General features: G+C 47.8%; 22 protein-coding genes and 1 pseudogene (1 of these 23 only partly in view). 21 read left to right on the top strand and 2 right to left on the bottom strand.

Features of this window, described 5'->3' with window-relative positions:
- Positions 1-37: 37 nt before the first annotated feature.
- From rplO to MKY59_RS27575, 18 genes and pseudogenes are all read left to right on the top strand, one after another.
- A complete protein-coding gene (rplO, locus tag MKY59_RS27660; RefSeq protein ID WP_236421413.1) occupies positions 38-478 on the top strand; it encodes a 50S ribosomal protein L15 in 441 nt (146 codons plus the stop codon).
- On the top strand, positions 478-1776 hold the full coding sequence (gene secY, locus MKY59_RS27655; protein WP_236421414.1) for a preprotein translocase subunit SecY: 1299 nt from the start codon (positions 478-480) through the stop codon (positions 1774-1776). Before rplO ends, secY begins: the two co-directional genes overlap by 1 nt.
- 91 nt (positions 1777-1867) lie before the next feature.
- On the top strand, positions 1868-2512 hold the full coding sequence (locus MKY59_RS27650) for an adenylate kinase (protein WP_236421415.1): 645 nt from the start codon (positions 1868-1870) through the stop codon (positions 2510-2512).
- 4 nt (positions 2513-2516) lie between these two features.
- Positions 2517-3269: a type I methionyl aminopeptidase gene (gene map / locus MKY59_RS27645; RefSeq protein WP_339274787.1), complete on the top strand. Its 753-nt coding sequence runs from the start codon at positions 2517-2519 to the stop codon at positions 3267-3269.
- A 10-nt stretch (positions 3270-3279) separates the two neighbouring features.
- Positions 3280-3588: a KOW domain-containing RNA-binding protein gene (locus MKY59_RS27640; RefSeq protein WP_236421417.1), complete on the top strand. Its 309-nt coding sequence runs from the start codon at positions 3280-3282 to the stop codon at positions 3586-3588.
- Between the two features lie 3 nt (positions 3589-3591).
- Positions 3592-3807, top strand: a complete 216-nt coding sequence (infA, locus tag MKY59_RS27635; RefSeq protein ID WP_017692098.1) for a translation initiation factor IF-1 — start codon at positions 3592-3594, stop codon at positions 3805-3807.
- 151 nt (positions 3808-3958) lie between these two features.
- Positions 3959-4072, top strand: coding sequence for a 50S ribosomal protein L36 (rpmJ, locus tag MKY59_RS27630; protein WP_003333770.1), 114 nt, complete (start codon positions 3959-3961; stop codon positions 4070-4072).
- Between the two features lie 20 nt (positions 4073-4092).
- Entirely contained in the window at positions 4093-4461 is a 369-nt protein-coding gene (gene rpsM / locus MKY59_RS27625) for a 30S ribosomal protein S13 (RefSeq protein WP_095293406.1), read from the top strand.
- Between the two features lie 19 nt (positions 4462-4480).
- On the top strand, positions 4481-4876 hold the full coding sequence (gene rpsK, locus MKY59_RS27620) for a 30S ribosomal protein S11 (protein WP_017692100.1): 396 nt from the start codon (positions 4481-4483) through the stop codon (positions 4874-4876).
- Positions 4877-5012: 136 nt separating this feature from the next.
- Positions 5013-5957, top strand: coding sequence for a DNA-directed RNA polymerase subunit alpha (locus tag MKY59_RS27615; RefSeq protein ID WP_236421418.1), 945 nt, complete (start codon positions 5013-5015; stop codon positions 5955-5957).
- A 33-nt stretch (positions 5958-5990) separates the two neighbouring features.
- Positions 5991-6356 carry a 50S ribosomal protein L17 gene (gene rplQ / locus MKY59_RS27610; protein WP_236421419.1) on the top strand — a complete coding sequence of 122 codons (366 nt, stop codon included), beginning with the start codon at positions 5991-5993 and terminating at the stop codon, positions 6354-6356.
- A 160-nt stretch (positions 6357-6516) separates the two neighbouring features.
- Positions 6517-7290, top strand: coding sequence for a tRNA pseudouridine(38-40) synthase TruA (truA, locus tag MKY59_RS27605; protein WP_236421432.1), 774 nt, complete (start codon positions 6517-6519; stop codon positions 7288-7290).
- A gap of 202 nt (positions 7291-7492) precedes the next feature.
- A complete protein-coding gene (gene rplM / locus MKY59_RS27600; RefSeq protein ID WP_236421420.1) occupies positions 7493-7930 on the top strand; it encodes a 50S ribosomal protein L13 in 438 nt (145 codons plus the stop codon).
- A 19-nt stretch (positions 7931-7949) separates the two neighbouring features.
- Entirely contained in the window at positions 7950-8342 is a 393-nt protein-coding gene (gene rpsI / locus MKY59_RS27595) for a 30S ribosomal protein S9 (protein WP_236421421.1), read from the top strand.
- Positions 8343-8907: 565 nt separating this feature from the next.
- The gene (locus MKY59_RS27590) at positions 8908-9600 is read left to right on the top strand and encodes a phosphoadenylyl-sulfate reductase (RefSeq protein WP_339274785.1); all 693 of its coding nucleotides are present in this window, start codon (positions 8908-8910) and stop codon (positions 9598-9600) included.
- 119 nt (positions 9601-9719) lie between these two features.
- A pseudogene (gene sat, locus MKY59_RS27585) lies at positions 9720-10016 on the top strand (sulfate adenylyltransferase); the annotation flags it as partial.
- Between the two features lie 77 nt (positions 10017-10093).
- Complete coding sequence (gene cwlD / locus MKY59_RS27580; RefSeq protein WP_236421423.1) at positions 10094-10849, top strand: N-acetylmuramoyl-L-alanine amidase CwlD; 756 nt, start codon at positions 10094-10096, stop codon at positions 10847-10849.
- An 83-nt stretch (positions 10850-10932) separates the two neighbouring features.
- On the top strand, positions 10933-12030 hold the full coding sequence (locus tag MKY59_RS27575) for an Mrp/NBP35 family ATP-binding protein (protein ID WP_339278488.1): 1098 nt from the start codon (positions 10933-10935) through the stop codon (positions 12028-12030).
- A 202-nt stretch (positions 12031-12232) separates the two neighbouring features.
- On the opposite strand, the gene gerD is transcribed toward MKY59_RS27575, so the two are convergent.
- Complete coding sequence (gene gerD / locus MKY59_RS27570) at positions 12233-12979, bottom strand: spore germination lipoprotein GerD (protein ID WP_339274783.1); 747 nt, start codon at positions 12977-12979, stop codon at positions 12233-12235.
- A 126-nt stretch (positions 12980-13105) separates the two neighbouring features.
- Here gerD and MKY59_RS27565 point away from each other — a divergent pair, with 126 nt between their 5' ends.
- Positions 13106-13738: a KinB-signaling pathway activation protein gene (locus MKY59_RS27565; protein ID WP_339274781.1), complete on the top strand. Its 633-nt coding sequence runs from the start codon at positions 13106-13108 to the stop codon at positions 13736-13738.
- A gap of 77 nt (positions 13739-13815) precedes the next feature.
- Here MKY59_RS27565 and pdaB read toward each other — a convergent pair whose 3' ends face one another.
- Positions 13816-14592 (bottom strand): polysaccharide deacetylase family sporulation protein PdaB, encoded by a 777-nt coding sequence (gene pdaB, locus MKY59_RS27560; RefSeq protein WP_236421426.1) that lies wholly within the window; start codon positions 14590-14592, stop codon positions 13816-13818.
- A 134-nt stretch (positions 14593-14726) separates the two neighbouring features.
- Here pdaB and MKY59_RS27555 point away from each other — a divergent pair, with 134 nt between their 5' ends.
- Positions 14727-15344: a stage II sporulation protein M gene (locus tag MKY59_RS27555; RefSeq protein WP_339274780.1), complete on the top strand. Its 618-nt coding sequence runs from the start codon at positions 14727-14729 to the stop codon at positions 15342-15344.
- A gap of 193 nt (positions 15345-15537) precedes the next feature.
- A protein-coding gene (locus MKY59_RS27550) for a hypothetical protein (protein ID WP_236421428.1) crosses the window boundary here: on the top strand, positions 15538-15612 show its start. 156 nt of this gene lie beyond the right edge of the window; only the first 75 of its 231 coding nucleotides appear in the window; its start codon is at positions 15538-15540; the stop codon falls past the right edge of the window.

The raw sequence follows: 15612 nt of genomic DNA, 5'->3' as shown, positions 1-15612 counted from the left end.
GTAAATCCCACAAATCTTTAAGGAGGTGCAACGAACGATGAAGTTACATGAGCTTTCCCCAGCTCCTGGATCCCGCAAAGAGCGCAAACGCGTAGGTCGCGGTCCAAGTAGCGGTACGGGTAAAACATCAGGTCGCGGTCACAAAGGACAAAACGCTCGTTCCGGCGGTGGTGTGCGTCCGGGCTTCGAAGGTGGACAAAATCCATTGTATCGTCGCTTGCCAAAACGCGGTTTCGTAAACCCAACTCGCAAAGAATATGCGGTTGTGAATATTGAAGACCTGAACAGTTTTGCTGCGGGTACTGAAGTAACTCCAGAATTGCTGCTGACAAACGGCGTTGTTAAAAACGCTAAGTCTGGCATCAAAATTCTGGGTAACGGCGAAGTCACTGTACAGTTGACTGTTAAAGCTAACAAGTTTTCTCAATCTGCGGTGGAGAAAATTGAAGCTGCCGGCGGTAAAACCGAGGTGATTTAATGTTCAAGACCCTAAAGAATATCTGGCGGGTTGAAGATCTGCGCAAAAGGGTATTATTTACCCTTTTTGTCCTGATCATTTATCGCATCGGATCGTTCGTTCCTGTACCGGGAGTTGACAAAGCAGTTTTTGAAGCAACAAACTCTGCAGGTAAGGAAATTTTTGGGCTGCTTAATACGTTCTCGGGTGGAGCGCTGTTCCAGTTCTCGATTTTTGCACTCGGGATCGTACCTTACATTACAGCATCGATTATCGTGCAGCTGCTGTCCATGGACGTCATTCCTAAATTGACAGAATGGGCTAAGCAGGGCGAGCAGGGTAAGAAAAAATCGGCACAGCTTACGCGTTACCTAACGGTAGCTTTGGCATTGATTCAAGCGTTTGGTACTTCGATCGGATTCAATCGCTTGTACAATACTCAAATGATACCGAATGCAACCTTTGCAGATTATATCCTGATCGCAATTGTTCTTACAGCGGGTACATCATTCCTGATGTGGCTTGGTGAGCAGATCACCGAGAAGGGCATCGGAAACGGGATTTCGATTTTGATCTTTGCAGGTATCCTGGCAACAGCGCCTAACATTATCAAACAAACCATCGAGTCCGATTTCATCCAAGCTGATCAATTGTTTATGAACATCCTGAAAGGTGTAATCATTGCAATCGTGATTGTATTGATTATCATGGGGGTCATTTACATTCAGCAGGCGATTCGGAAAATTCCGGTTCAATATGCCAAACGTGTTGTAGGCAACAAAATGTACGGTGGACAGAATACTCACATTCCGCTGAAGATTAATGCAGCTGGTGTAATTCCTGTCATCTTTGCTTCGTCACTGCTGATGTTCCCTACGATCATCGCAAACTTCTGGGCTGACCGTGCTTGGGCACAATGGATCGGAGCCAACCTGACAACGCACAAACCACTCGGTATGGTATTGTATGTTGTCATGATCTTTGGTTTCACCTTCTTCTATACTTTCGTACAGATGAATCCGCAGCAGATGGCTGATAACATGAAAAAGAACGGCGGTTACATCCCAGGCATTCGCCCGGGGAAAGCAACTGAGAAATATTTGACCCGCGTCATGACTCGTTTGACAATGGCCGGAGCCATCTTCTTGGCTGTCATTTCCGTACTGCCTGTAATCTTGGGCGCACTTTCTGGTTTGCCTCAATCCGCGCAAATTGGAGGAACTTCCCTCCTGATCGTTGTCGGTGTTGCGCTGGATACGATGAAGCAAATCGAAAGCCAATTGATCAAACGCCACTACAAAGGTTTTATCAATAAATAGGCAATAGGTACCGGTCAAGCTAACATTTACTTGCCCGGCACCTATTGTGCTGTTTGTTGATGTAGGGTAGTCTTGGAGGGAGTGACATAACGTGAACATCCTATTCATGGGCCCTCCGGGGGCAGGAAAAGGAACGCAAGCAGACGTCATCGTGAAAGAGTTCGGTATTCCCCATATCTCAACAGGCGATGCATTTCGCCTCGCGATTAAACAGGGAACTCCCATTGGCCTGAAAGCCAAGGAATACATGGATCAAGGTTTGCTCGTACCGGATGATGTGACCATCGGCATCGTTGAAGAACGTTTGCAGCAGCCTGATTGCAAGGAAGGTTTTCTCTTGGATGGATTTCCAAGAACCCTTTCCCAAGCAGAAGCGCTGGATGGCATTCTGGAACGTTTGAACTCTGGTCTGGATCATGTCATCAATCTGAAAGTAGACCGCAACAAGCTGCTGGCTCGTCTTACCGGACGCCGGATTTGCAAAAATTGCGGAGCTACCTATCATGTCGTGTTTAATCCGCCTAAGCAGGAAGGTATTTGTGATAAATGCGGAGGCGAGTTATACCAACGCTCGGATGATAACGAGGAGAGCGTAGGCACACGCCTTGACGAATATATCAACAAAACAGCACCACTCCTCACGTTCTATGAGAACAAGGATCTCCTTCGCCAAATTGACGGAGAGCAAGAGATCGAACAGGTTTCTCAAGAAATCGTGTCCTTGTTGCGGGGTTAATTGAATGATCATTGGTAAGTCAGAAACGGAACTGGGCTTGATGAGGGAAGCAGGGAGGATTGTTGCGGAAACGCATCGGCTCCTGGCAGAGCATATCGCTCCCGGAATTACGACTGGTGAACTTGACCATATGGCCGATCAATATATCCGTAGTCAAGGAGCTGTGCCGTCTTTCAAAGGTTATAACGGTTTTCCTGCCAGTGTGTGCGCTTCAGTCAATGAAGAGTTGGTGCATGGATTTCCCGGCAAACGCAAGTTGAACGAAGGCGATATCGTTACGTTTGACATTGGCGCGCAGTACCAGGGGTATCATGGAGATTCTGCCTGGACTTATCCAGTCGGCCGTATTTCCGAAGAAGCCGAGCGTCTTCTGGACGTTACCGAGGCTTCGTTATACGCAGGTCTGGCGCTGGTTAAACCGGACGTTCGCTTGTTTACAATATCTCATGCGATTCAAAAATATATCGAGGATGCAGGCTTTTCAGTCGTTCGCGAATATACCGGTCACGGCATAGGCGCGGAGCTGCACGAAGATCCTGATATTCCGAACTACGGTCTCCCTGATCGGGGACCACGGCTCAAAGCGGGCATGGTGCTGGCCATTGAGCCGATGGTTAACGCAGGCAAACGGTATGTGAGAACATTGGAGGATAATTGGACCGTCGTCACAGTAGATGGCTCATTATGCGCCCACTTTGAACACACCGTGGCAGTTACGCCCGATGGCATGGAAATTTTCACAAAACTGAATGCGTAGGTGATAAGGCATGAACAATACCTCTACTCCGCAGCTCGGTCAACTTGTGAAGATCCGTAAAGGCCGCAATGCGGACCAAGCCGCAGTAATTGTTGCTATCGCGGACAGCAGGTTCGTATATATTGCGGATGGAGACAAACGTAAGTTTGATCAGCCCAAGAAGAAAAATATTCTTCATCTGGAGCTCCAGCCGATGATTAGCAGCGAGGTCGTAAACAGTTTAAACGAGAGTGGGCGGGTGACGAACGGAAAGCTGCGCTATGCGGTGCATTCGTTTCTGGAATCCACCAACATTCAAGCTGAAGAGAAAGGAGACTGAATTATGGCCAAGGAAGATGTCATTGAAGTGGAAGGTACCGTCCTTGAACCGCTTCCGAACGCGACGTTCAAGGTTGAGCTTGAGAATGGTCACCAAATTCTCGCTCACGTTTCCGGCAAGTTGCGGATGCACTTCATCCGGATCCTGACTGGAGACAAAGTGGTTGTACAGTTATCGCCTTATGACTTGACAAAAGGTCGCATAACTTACCGTAAATAGTTGTAGACAGTTGCAATGAACTGTGAAGCTTATGAGCGGGTTTTGCCCGGCAAAACTTGCGAAAGCTTCGAAGCCGGTTTTACAATGGTAAAACCAGGTCAATGCTTACGAAGAGAGTTTTGCTAAGCAAAACTTTGAGGAGGTAATTCACATGAAGGTAAGACCTTCGGTCAAACCGATTTGCGAAAAATGCAAAGTCATTCGCCGCAAAGGGAATGTAATGGTTATCTGTGAAAATCCGAAACACAAACAAAAACAAGGTTAATGAAGGGGGTGTAGCGTAAAATGGCACGTATAGCTGGTGTGGATTTGCCACGTGATAAGCGCGTTGAGATCGCCTTGACTTATATTTTCGGAATCGGTAAAACGACTTCCCAGAAAATTCTGAGCTCTACAGGCATCAATCCGGACACTCGTGTTCGTGATTTGACGGAAGATGAAGTCAGCAAATTGCGTGAAAGTATCGACAAAGAGGTCAAAGTAGAAGGTGACCTGCGTCGTGAAATCTCTTTGAATATTAAACGTTTGACGGAGATCGGATGTTACCGTGGAGTTCGTCATCGTCGTGGTCTGCCTGTTCGCGGACAACGTACGAAAACGAATGCCCGTACTCGTAAAGGTCCTCGTCGTACTGTAGCGAACAAGAAGAAATAATAAGGGGGGATAAGAGAAAATGGCTAAACCGAAAAAAGTCGTACGTACTAAACGTCGTGACCGTAAAAATATTGAATCTGGCGTGGCACATATCCGCTCCACGTTCAATAACACCATCGTTACCATTACGGATCCTCACGGAAACGCAATTTCGTGGGCAAGTTCCGGCGGCCTCGGATTCAGAGGTTCCCGTAAATCGACTCCGTTTGCTGCACAAATGGCTGCTGAGACTGCTGCCAAAGCTGCAATGGAACATGGTATGAAAGCCGTTGAGGTTATGGTTAAAGGACCAGGCGCTGGCCGTGAAGCTGCGATCCGCTCTTTGCAAGCCGCTGGTCTTGAAGTTAACCTGATCAAAGACGTGACTCCAGTCCCGCATAACGGATGCCGTCCTCCAAAACGTCGTCGTGTCTAATGAGATTTGCCCCTGCGTGTGGTATAAAAACCGTGCAATCTGCTAATAATGGTTGTTTAGGCATACTACTACATGTTTTCGCAAGAGAAGGTAAATGTTTCATAGAGGACCGACGTTTTGAAGGAGGGGTATTGCAGTGATTGAAATCGAAAAGCCGAAAATTGAGACGGTAAACGTCAACGATGATGGCACCTATGGGAAATTCGTAGTAGAACCGCTGGAGCGCGGGTACGGTACGACGCTGGGCAACTCGCTTCGCCGTATTTTGCTCTCCTCGCTGCCGGGTGCGGCAGTGTCTTCGGTTCAAATCGATGGCGTTCTACATGAATTTGCTACAGTTCCTGGCGTAATGGAAGATGTGACGGAAATTATCCTGAACCTGAAAGCTTTGTCGCTGAAGATTCATTCGGACGAGGAGAAAGTGCTCGAGATTGATGCTGAAGGCGAAGGAGTTGTAACGGCAGGAGACATTCGTGCGGATTCCGACGTGGAGATCCTTAACCCGGATCTGCATATCGCTACGCTTGGACCAGGTTCGAGACTTCATATGCGTATTTTTGCCAATCGCGGTCGCGGCTACGTCCAGGCAGATCGGAACAAACGCGATGACCAGCCGATCGGCGTCATCCCTGTCGATTCGATCTTTACCCCGATCAGTCGCGTCAATTATGCCGTGGAAAATACGCGTGTCGGCCAGGTAACCAACTATGACAAGCTCACGTTGGAAGTTTGGACTGACGGAAGTATTCGTCCGGAAGAGGCAGTAAGCCTTGGCGCTAAAATTTTGACCGAGCATCTGATGCTCTTCGTAGGTCTTACAGACGAAGCGAAAGACGCAGAGATCATGGTTGAAAAAGAAGAAGACAAAAAAGAAAAAGTGCTCGAAATGACGATCGAAGAGTTGGATCTCTCTGTTCGTTCCTACAATTGCCTCAAACGTGCCGGCATCAACACGGTACAAGAGCTGACCACGAAAACGGAAGAAGACATGATGAAGGTGCGCAACCTGGGTCGCAAGTCTTTGGAAGAAGTTCAAGAGAAGCTCGAGGAATTGGGACTGGGACTTCGTACAGAAGAATAACCAGCCGAGTGCTTGTGTGGAGGAGGGAAAACAATGGCATACCAAAAGTTGGGCCGTAACTCCAGCGCGCGTAAAGCTTTGTTCCGCGATCTGGTAACCGACCTGTTCTTGTACGAACGCATTCAGACAACTGAGGCTAAAGCAAAAGAGGTTCGCTCTATTGCTGAAAAACTGATCACGAAAGCGAAGCAAGGTGATCTTCATGCCCGCCGTCAAGTGGCAGCTTACGTTCGTCGCGAAACAATCGATGGAGAGCAAGATGCAATCCAAAAACTGTTTAGCGAACTGTCCACTCGTTACGCTGAGCGTCCAGGCGGATACACTCGTATCCTGAAACTGGGACCTCGTCGTGGTGACGCAGCTCCTATGGTTTACCTGGAACTGGTAGACCGCGCGTAAAAACAGATGGGATAAGAAAGGGGACAGAATCTGAGGATTTTGGATCATCCCTTTTTTTCTCTTCATTTCGGATTCCGCGCTGTAATTGAAGCTCCGAAAGGGGCTTCTTTTGCTGTTCGGGACAGGAACAGGCTTAGTATGGAACAAAGGTGAGGTAATGATGCGCAACTTGTGTATGACGTTGACCTATGACGGTACGGCTTATTACGGCTTCCAGTCGCAGCCGGACGGGAATACGATCCAGGATTATATTGAAAAGGCCATCTTTGAGCTAACCGGAGAAAAGGTCAAGATTACAGGCTCCGGCAGGACCGATGCAGGCGTTCACGCCCGCAGGCAAATTTTCAATTTCCACACGTCTTCCCAAATTCCGGTGGAACGATGGTGCGTAGCGTTAAACTCCCGTTTGCCTTCCGACATTGTCGTGATCGATGCGATCGAGGTGCCGCTTGATTTTCACTCCCGATATGAGGCGAAAAGAAAAACGTACCGCTATACCATCAATGCGAACCAATTCGCGGATGTGTTCAACAGGAGACTGCAATACCATCACCATGCAAAGCTGGATATCGCGGCCATGCAGGAAGGGTTGCGTCATTTTATAGGGACGTATGATTTTACGACCTTCGCTTCGAGGCACTCGCAGAAGGATAACCATGTCCGTTCCATATACGACGCCTGGCTTGAGGTGGATCGTTCCATGTGCAGAGATAACCCGCGTGATCAAGGTGTGATTCACATTTATGTGACCGGTAACGGTTTTTTGCAGCATATGGTCCGAATCATGGTGGGCACGCTGCTGCAGATCGGAGAGGGCAAGCGGAAAGCCTCTGATGTGCCAAAGATGATTGCTGCGTGCGATCGTGCTGCTGCAGGTCCTACTGCGGTAAGCCACGGTTTGATGTTATGGGATCTGGAATACAAGAAAGAATAAATTTGGTTTACGAAACTGCAATTTATACTTGCGATTTTGTCCCTTATCCTGTAATATAAAAGTTGTGTTTTCTTAATGGCTTTCCCACAGCCCCAATTAAGAGCTGCACAATGAACAACTATCCATCAACACCTAAAGTTATAACTTAACGAACGAAGATAAATGAAAATGATGATTGGAAACAATTAAGGAGGAACTATTCATGCGTACCACGTACATGGCGAAGCCAAACGAAGTTGAGCGCAAATGGCACATCATTGATGCTGAAGGCAAAACGCTCGGACGCCTGGCAAGCGAAGCAGCTGCATTGATCCGCGGCAAACATAAGCCACAATTCACTCCACATGTGGATACTGGTGATTTCGTTATCATCATCAATGCGGAGAAAATCGTATTGACTGGTAAAAAAATGTCCGATAAAAAATACTACCGTCACTCGATGCACCCAGGTGGTTTGAAAGTAACTACTGCTGAAGAGATGGTTAAAAACAAACCTGAACGTATGTTGGAATTGGCTGTTCGCGGCATGCTTCCTAAAACTCGCATGGGCGAGCAAATGAAGCTGAGACTCAAAGCGTACAGAGGCACAGAGCATCCACATGCAGCACAAAAACCAGAAGTTTACGAACTTCGCGGTTAATTAAAAGGAGGACAGTTTCATGGCACAAGTACAATACTATGGGACAGGTCGTCGTAAACATTCGGTAGCTCGTGTTCGTCTCGTACCGGGTGAAGGACGCATTGTCATCAATAAACGTGATATCAATGAATACTTCGGTTTGGAAACTCTTAAACTGATCGTAAAACAACCACTGACTTTGACTGAAACATTGAACAACTACGATGTTCTGGTTATCGCTCATGGCGGCGGAATCTCCGGTCAAGCCGGTGCAATCCGTCACGGGATCTCCCGTGCTTTGCTGAAAGCAGATCCGGAGTACCGTGCATCCCTGAAAAAAGCTGGATTCCTGACTCGTGACCCACGCATGAAAGAACGTAAAAAATACGGTCTCAAAGCGGCTCGTCGCGCTCCTCAGTTCTCCAAACGTTAATTTGTACGACAAAAGCCTTTGGCCTATGGCCAGAGGTTTTTTTTATCTTTCAAAGGAAGGCACAGATTTAATGAATGGATGAAGGGAAAGGGGCTGCAACCATGATTTAACTGCCGTTAAATTCATAATGGATGAAAGTCATCAGGATTTCTTATGGATTTCATCAGCATTACTTAGAGATAACGACAGAATACAGGACATTTCAGGCTTGCATTTTATTCCCTTAATTTCGATCTGATATGAAGCGTGGAACGTTTTAGTCTGAAAGGATGTATGATGAACAATTCGTAAAGCCTTGCTCCAGCAACGCCTTTGAATGCAGCTGTTCGAAATGCGCTCCCTTTAGTCAGGACCTGCGTTTGCACTTTTTTTCGCTGGCAATGTAAAACTGATGAAAGCTGCAGCTGAAGTGAATAAAAATAACAGCCCTTAACAGGCGTTGGAGGGCCATTTTTGCCAAATGTCAGGCATTGACAATGCCAATGAAAGATTTATACTATGTATAATTCATATTTGTTTAGTCGGTTTTATGTTTTTTGAAAAGCAGATTGGGGGATATTCAATCATGAATTTGTTCGAAAAGGAAGAGCTTGCGCGCACGAAGGCCGAGGAGTTGGAGAACGCAAGTCCCGAGGATATAATTCGTTACGCGATCGAGACATTTCCGAACATTACGTTTGCATGCAGCTTCGGTGCAGAAGATGTTGTGCTTGTAGACATGCTGCAAAAGATCAGCCCGTCTACGGACATTTTTTATTTAGATACCGATTTTCACTTTAAGGAAACGTATGAGACTCGCGATAAACTGAAAGAGCGGTATAATCTTGACTTTGTTCGTGTTTCCCCTAAAATTACGCCAGAGGAACAAGCTGCACAGCATGGGGATGAGTTATGGAAATCTGACCCGAATGCGTGCTGCAACATCCGTAAAGTAGAACCGCTGACTCGGATTTTGTCCCAGTACGATGCATGGATTACAGGAATTCGACGGGACCAGGCACCTACACGCGCCAATGCGAAGAAGGTAGAATACGATTTGAAATTCGGGCTGATGAAATTCAATCCGATTGCCCATTGGACTTCCGATGATGTCTGGGAATACATCCGTGCGAACAATGTCATTTACAATCCGCTTCATGATCAGAACTATCCAAGCATCGGCTGCGAACATTGCACCCGTCAGGTCATGCCTGGCGAAGATCCACGTGCGGGCCGCTGGTCCGGAAACGAGAAAACAGAGTGCGGGCTGCACAAATAACCATATTCTATACAGCGAGCTGACAAGATAACTACGATTCTGCCTCATGGAGGTACGCTGGTACAGCGTGTCGCACAAGGAGAAGAACGTGAACAATTGCTGCGGGACAGCGAGAAACTGACCATGAAGGTGTAGGCGACTACTACGGCACGTATGAAGCACAAGAGATTTTCTCGAACTTTACGGCTGAAGAATTGGGCATTACGCCATTGTTCTTGACATAGCTTCTTTTGCACCAAATGCAGCAACATGGCATCGAGCAAAACGTGCCCGCACGACAAATCACAGCATCTGACGCTGTCTGGCACAAAAGTGCGTGGTTTGCTCCGTAACGGAGAGTGCCCTCCACTGGAATTACGTGTTCTGAGGTCGCCAAGATCCTGATCGAAGAAATGACGGACCAAGTAAGCGTCTAGCGCTCAGGGGTATATTTGTCCACCTCGTCCCATATAGATGATTAGAGTCATTTATATGGGACGAGGTGGTTTTTTGTATGCGTAAAAAGGTGGGTAAACATTTCGTATTGTGGATTCGTTTACGCACGGTCAAACGGCTCTTATTCAGTCTGTGCCTTCTTGCCATGTTTGTAGCGGTAGTCTCTTATGAACTCCCTTCTGCCAAAACGTCGGGATACTGGAGCTTGCCTTTGGCCGGCAAAGTCATTGCCATTGATGCAGGACATGGAGGACCGGATGGAGGGGCCGTAAGCAAGCAGGGGGTCATCGAGAAAGATATTAACCTGTCCATCGCCCTGTATGTTCGTGACTACTTGCAGCAAGCTGGCGCGTTGGTAGTCATGACCAGGGAGATTGATCAGGACTTGGCTTCCCCGGACACCAAGGGATACTCCAAACGTAAAACGGAGGACCTCAAGCAGAGGGTTAGACGGATTGAGGATAAGCAGGCAGACCTCTTTATCAGCATTCATATGAACAGCGTTCCTTCCAACCGGTGGAGCGGGGCGCAGGTGTTCTATACACCTAACCACCCTGACAATGAAGCATTGGCCAATCTGTTGCAGTCCGAGATTATTCGCAATCTCGAAAACACCGACCGGATCGCCAAAACGGTGAATACGGTGTATCTTTTGCAGGCACTGAAAATTCCTTCCGCCCTGGTAGAGGTTGGTTTCTTGTCGCACCCTGAGGAAGCACGACTGCTTGCGGATGAGAACTATCAGCGGAAGGTCGCCGCATCCATCTATAATGGCATCTTGCGGTACTCGTCCGGGGAAAGGCCCAAAAGGTAGCCACAGGCGAGAATGAGAGTGGTATAATTAAGGCAGCATATTTAAATACATGCCAATAGATAAAGCTGAGGTGCTGTCTGATGATGTTATCAAAGGAACAGATCCTTGAACTATTGCAGCCTTTGCAAGAGCCACAACTGGGCGTTAGTTTGACGGAGCTGCAATGGATTCGAGATGTCATGGTAAAGGAACATCATGTGTCCCTCACCATCGTAACGCTGGACAATAAGCCGGAGGACACAGAAACTCTTCGTGATGCTGTACAAGCCATTTTATTGCAGCATGGGATCGAGGATGTACATATCCGGCTCCGTGCGGCATCCGAGCACGAACGGGATAAGGTATTGGGGGAATCTTCTATACCGGAAGAGGAGGATGAAGTCCTTGTAAAAGGCCATGCAGCCGGACTTGACGGCCATGAATTGCTTGACCCGGAATCCGGAGTACGCTTCATTGCAATTGCAAGCGGCAAGGGTGGCGTGGGGAAATCAACCGTTACGGTGAATTTGGCGACAGCGCTTGCACGGCAAGGCAAGAAGGTAGGGGTGATCGATGCGGATATCTACGGTTTCAGTGTGCCGGACATGATGGGCATCGAGGAATACCCTGTCGTGGAGGATGGCGTCATCCAGCCTGTTGAACGGTTTGGCGTCAAAGTGATGTCCATGGGATTTTTCATCCGGGAGAACAATCCTGTAATTTGGCGGGGTCCCATGCTTGGACGCATGTTACGGCAGTTCTTTACCGACGTGAATTGGGGAGAACTGGATTATATGTTGCTGGACCTGCCGCCTGGAACCGGCGACGTGGCTCTGGACGTTCATCAGATGCTGCCGCAGAGCAAAGAAATCATCGTCACGACGCCTCATGCCACCGCTGCATTTGTAGCAGCCCGTGCGGGAGCGATGGCGATTCAGACCAATCACGAACTGCTCGGCGTTGTGGAGAATATGGCTTACCACGAGTGCGGCAAATGCGGTGAAAAAGAATACATATTCGGTCGTGGCGGGGGCGGACAGCTTGCTGAAAGCCTGCACACCAAACTGCTTGCCCAGATTCCGCTTGGCTCACCGGATAACCACGTCTCAGAGCCGGATTTCTCGCCATCGGTATTCAAGGCGGATACGCGTATTGGAGCTCTGTATGATGAGGTTGCCCAATTGATCGATAACGAGTTCTGAAGACTAAAAAGGAAAGCTCGCATCCATGAAGGGTGCGAGCTATTGTTGAATCAGCATTTCCGCTAAAGCCCAGGCTGATCGATTGCTTTCTGATCATTACAATCCGTACCCCAATTAAAGCGAGCCGAGTTCGACGTCTTTCATAACAAAATATATGTGGATGATGTCCTGCCCCGTTGTTATAAACGTTTGTTTCGCTGTCTTATGAACCTTGGCCGCCACCGCCACCACCGTCGCCGCCTCCATCTTTCCCGCCGTCGCCGCTATCTTGACCTTGGCCGCTTTGGCCTTCCTGCTTCTGTTGTCCGCCGCTTTCGACTTTCGGCTGCAACTCATCCTGCACAACCTTTTTGAGCAGTGTTAACACTTCCATGCGGAAAAGCGGATTTTGCATTACTTCCTGCATAACCGTCATGGTTTGTTTACGGTATTCGGGTGTTTTCGTCATGTCCATGAACATTTTGGACACCTCGGGGGACTTCATGATGTCCTCGATCGACTTTTGGTACGTAGGGTCTTTAATAAGCTGCATATGAAGCTGCTTGCTTTGCGCATTGACCACTTTGGCGAATTCTCCCGCAAATTGCGGATCCGTCATGATCTTTTCAAATTCCTTCTGGTACTCCGGAGCCGTAATTGTATCCTTCACCGCGATGCGGATCTGCTCTGAGGATTGCGCAGGCATCAGCATTTTCATGCCGATCGTCCCTGTTCCTCCTCCGCCTTGGCCAGAACCTTGTGTTCCCCCGGCCCCAGAAGAGCTTTGGCCAGTTATGGCCTCCTCCACGGCTTTTTTGCCTTCATCGCTTTTGAGAATATCGACGACCATTGTTTTCATCTCTTTATAACTGCCCTGGGGGGCCGAATAATTCTGATCTGAACCACAGCCCGCCAGTGCGACGGAGAGGCCCAGCATAACGCCGCAAAGCTGCCATAAAGGCCGTTTCATAGGCATAATCCCTCCTTGATGAGATACTGGATGTAGTATGTGATAAGCGCCTTCGAAATATGTTGGCCGATGATGGTTTTTTACTGTGAAGGTTGGTAAAATAAACAATCGGGGGGTGGAAAACATTTGAATTTGCGTAAATGGTTGTTTCTGTTTTGGACAGCCCTGCTGATTGGGGCAGTTGGTTCCCTCTTTACCGGTATTGCTATGATGTTGTTCAACGGGGAGAGGACGAATGGTCTCGCCGATATTCTGCTTTATCTCCTCATACTGCTCGGCTCGGGCGTAATGATTAGCGTTTATTCGCAAATGGGTTTTTTCGCTTATCTGATCTTGAATTACATGGGCAAAGGCGTTTTCCCTAAACGTGCCTGGCAAATCATTCAAATTGTGCTAACCATATTTGCGCTGCTGGATGTCATGTTTTTGCGGTTGTTTGTCGCAGGGGGGCAAGAAAGATTGTCGGACGTTGTGCTCGGCATCATCATTTTGGCGGCGGCAATTGTTACCGCTTACGTAAAGGTGAAGCAAACCCACATTTCCGCGCTGGTGCCTACGCTATTTTTCATGATTGCAGCAACGATCGTGGAAACAATCGGCGTACTCCGCATCGATGTTAATGCAGCCACCGTGTTTATTGTCGTTCCATTGCTTCTGTGCAATGCATACCAGATCCTGCTGCTGCACAGACTTGTGGAGGGGCAGGGATTAGCTCAGCCGGTAAGCAGTAAAGGCAGAAGTCCTAAAATTGAAGCATAAAGCAGTCGATAAACGTATATGGATACATGACAAAAGAGCTAACCGGGTTAGCTCTTTTCGTTTGGCCTTTCGGGCGGTTACTGAGAAATGGCTTGATCGCGAACTTCAGATCCCTTTACGTTGGAATGGTTCAGCAGTTCGGACACGGTGGCAAACTCGTAGCCTTGTTGGCGCAGTTTGGCGATAATGGCAGGAAGCGCTTCATGCGTTTGTTTGGAAGAATCGCTTGCATGAAGTAGAACGATGTCTCCGGGGTGGGCTTTGCTGACAACGCGGTCCACAATGGTCTGTGCACCTGGATTCTTCCAGTCGAGGGAATCCGTATCCCACTGCACCACCTGATAGTTCAGACTGCTCGCGACCTGGAGCACACGTTTGTCAAAATCGCCATTCGGCAGACGCAGGAGGTTTGGTTCTTTTCCCGTCAAATCGGTTAAAATGCTGTGAGCTGTCATAATTTGTTTGCGAATCTCTTCTTCCGTCATTCTGCTGTAGTTGTCGTGTTTGTGGCCATGACTGCCGATTTCGTACCCTGCATCTTTGATTGCACTGACGATTTCAGGATGTGTTTTGCTCCAAGGAGATGATAGAAAGAAGGTTGCTTTCTGCACGTTGTTCTCTTTGAGCACTTTCAGGATCGGTTCTGTGCGTTTATCGCCCCAACTGATGTCAAAGGTAAGAGCGATTACTTTTTTCTCGGTGGGCACACTATACACAGCAGATGGCGTGTCCTCCGAAAATACGGAAACGTCCCCGGTTTCCAAATAGATGATTCCAATCGCAAACACGGCAGCAGCCAGCACGATCAGATACCGTTTGATTTTTTTGCCGCTGAATACATAGAACGAGTTCATTTCGCTAAGCGCCCCTCTCCCCTAAGAAATGCTTGTTTACTTTTCAATGTATGCTCGTACCGCCCAGTTATTCTTTAAGCCGGAAGGTTGTTTACGTACAAATTCGAAAAAAATAGAATCCGCAGGAGGTATTCATGTTTAAATTCAGCACCTTTCTAGAAGGTATGGGCTCCATTCGGAGCGCGATTGTATGGTCGTTCATATTGTTTGCCGCAGGAATCGGTATTGGGTGGATCAGTACGGGAGCGCTTGAAGATGTATTATTGGGGCAGATCAGGGGCTTGCGCGAAGCCAGTGAGCAATTGGAGCAAGGGGGCAACGTGCAGTGGAACTTCTTCTTGTTCATTTTCTTCAACAATGCCATTAAAAGTGTGCTGGTCATATATGCCGGTATTTTCTTTGGAATATTGCCAGTGGTTTTTCTCCTGATTAATGGGATGGTGATCGGATTTCTCGTTAATGTTACGACGAGTAATGGTGCAAGTCTGTTCGATATCGTTGTTAAAGGATTGCTGCCTCATGGCATTATCGAAATACCTGTAATTATTATTGCCTGCGCATTTGGGCTGAAATTTGGCGGATTGGCGCTGCGTAGTTTGATTCAGCTTGGCGGCCAGAAACGTCAACAGACCGGTCGGCAATGGGCACAATTTCTGCGTACGACGATAGCCGCTTCATGTTGGATCGTTATTCTGTTATTTATTGCCGCCATTATAGAGAGCACGATTACGTATAGCATTGTGCGTGGATAAATTTGTATGCAATTACATTCATAATTTTTCAGAAAGTTGACCATAACAATAAAACGGGTGCCAGCAGTTACAATAAATCTTCAGTGAGGAACGGCAACCGCTGCTGACGCCGCGTTGTCAAATAGAATGCCTTTGTTTGCGGGAAAGGCGAGAGATGACATAACTATCCATATGCTGAAAAAGGAGAACTCTAATGCTGGGTATGCTGTTTAACGATAAGGAATGCAAGGAATTGGACTATGTTTTACGCAAAGAGCTGGATGAAATG

The organism is Paenibacillus sp. FSL W8-0426, from assembly GCF_037969725.1.
Lineage (GTDB): Bacteria > Bacillota > Bacilli > Paenibacillales > Paenibacillaceae > Paenibacillus > Paenibacillus hubeiensis.
This window is presented reverse-complemented; position numbering and strand designations above follow the sequence as displayed.

What these genes read in the sequence shown, in the direction of transcription:
- pdaB (WP_236421426.1), bottom strand. Translation starts at nt 14,592, where the DNA reads ATGAACTCGTTCTATGTATTCAGCGGCAAAAAAATCAAACGGTATCTG.
- MKY59_RS27575 (WP_339278488.1), top strand. Translation starts at nt 10,933, where the DNA reads ATGTTATCAAAGGAACAGATCCTTGAACTATTGCAGCCTTTGCAAGAG.
- MKY59_RS27590 (WP_339274785.1), top strand. Translation starts at nt 8,908, where the DNA reads ATGAATTTGTTCGAAAAGGAAGAGCTTGCGCGCACGAAGGCCGAGGAG.
- rplM (WP_236421420.1), top strand. Translation starts at nt 7,493, where the DNA reads ATGCGTACCACGTACATGGCGAAGCCAAACGAAGTTGAGCGCAAATGG.
- rplQ (WP_236421419.1), top strand. Translation starts at nt 5,991, where the DNA reads ATGGCATACCAAAAGTTGGGCCGTAACTCCAGCGCGCGTAAAGCTTTG.
- MKY59_RS27640 (WP_236421417.1), top strand. Translation starts at nt 3,280, where the DNA reads ATGAACAATACCTCTACTCCGCAGCTCGGTCAACTTGTGAAGATCCGT.
- secY (WP_236421414.1), top strand. Translation starts at nt 478, where the DNA reads ATGTTCAAGACCCTAAAGAATATCTGGCGGGTTGAAGATCTGCGCAAA.
- truA (WP_236421432.1), top strand. Translation starts at nt 6,517, where the DNA reads ATGCGCAACTTGTGTATGACGTTGACCTATGACGGTACGGCTTATTAC.
- infA (WP_017692098.1), top strand. Translation starts at nt 3,592, where the DNA reads ATGGCCAAGGAAGATGTCATTGAAGTGGAAGGTACCGTCCTTGAACCG.
- cwlD (WP_236421423.1), top strand. Translation starts at nt 10,094, where the DNA reads ATGCGTAAAAAGGTGGGTAAACATTTCGTATTGTGGATTCGTTTACGC.
- rpsK (WP_017692100.1), top strand. Translation starts at nt 4,481, where the DNA reads ATGGCTAAACCGAAAAAAGTCGTACGTACTAAACGTCGTGACCGTAAA.
- rpsM (WP_095293406.1), top strand. Translation starts at nt 4,093, where the DNA reads ATGGCACGTATAGCTGGTGTGGATTTGCCACGTGATAAGCGCGTTGAG.
- rplO (WP_236421413.1), top strand. Translation starts at nt 38, where the DNA reads ATGAAGTTACATGAGCTTTCCCCAGCTCCTGGATCCCGCAAAGAGCGC.
- map (WP_339274787.1), top strand. Translation starts at nt 2,517, where the DNA reads ATGATCATTGGTAAGTCAGAAACGGAACTGGGCTTGATGAGGGAAGCA.
- rpsI (WP_236421421.1), top strand. Translation starts at nt 7,950, where the DNA reads ATGGCACAAGTACAATACTATGGGACAGGTCGTCGTAAACATTCGGTA.
- gerD (WP_339274783.1), bottom strand. Translation starts at nt 12,979, where the DNA reads ATGAAACGGCCTTTATGGCAGCTTTGCGGCGTTATGCTGGGCCTCTCC.
- rpmJ (WP_003333770.1), top strand. Translation starts at nt 3,959, where the DNA reads ATGAAGGTAAGACCTTCGGTCAAACCGATTTGCGAAAAATGCAAAGTC.
- MKY59_RS27555 (WP_339274780.1), top strand. Translation starts at nt 14,727, where the DNA reads ATGTTTAAATTCAGCACCTTTCTAGAAGGTATGGGCTCCATTCGGAGC.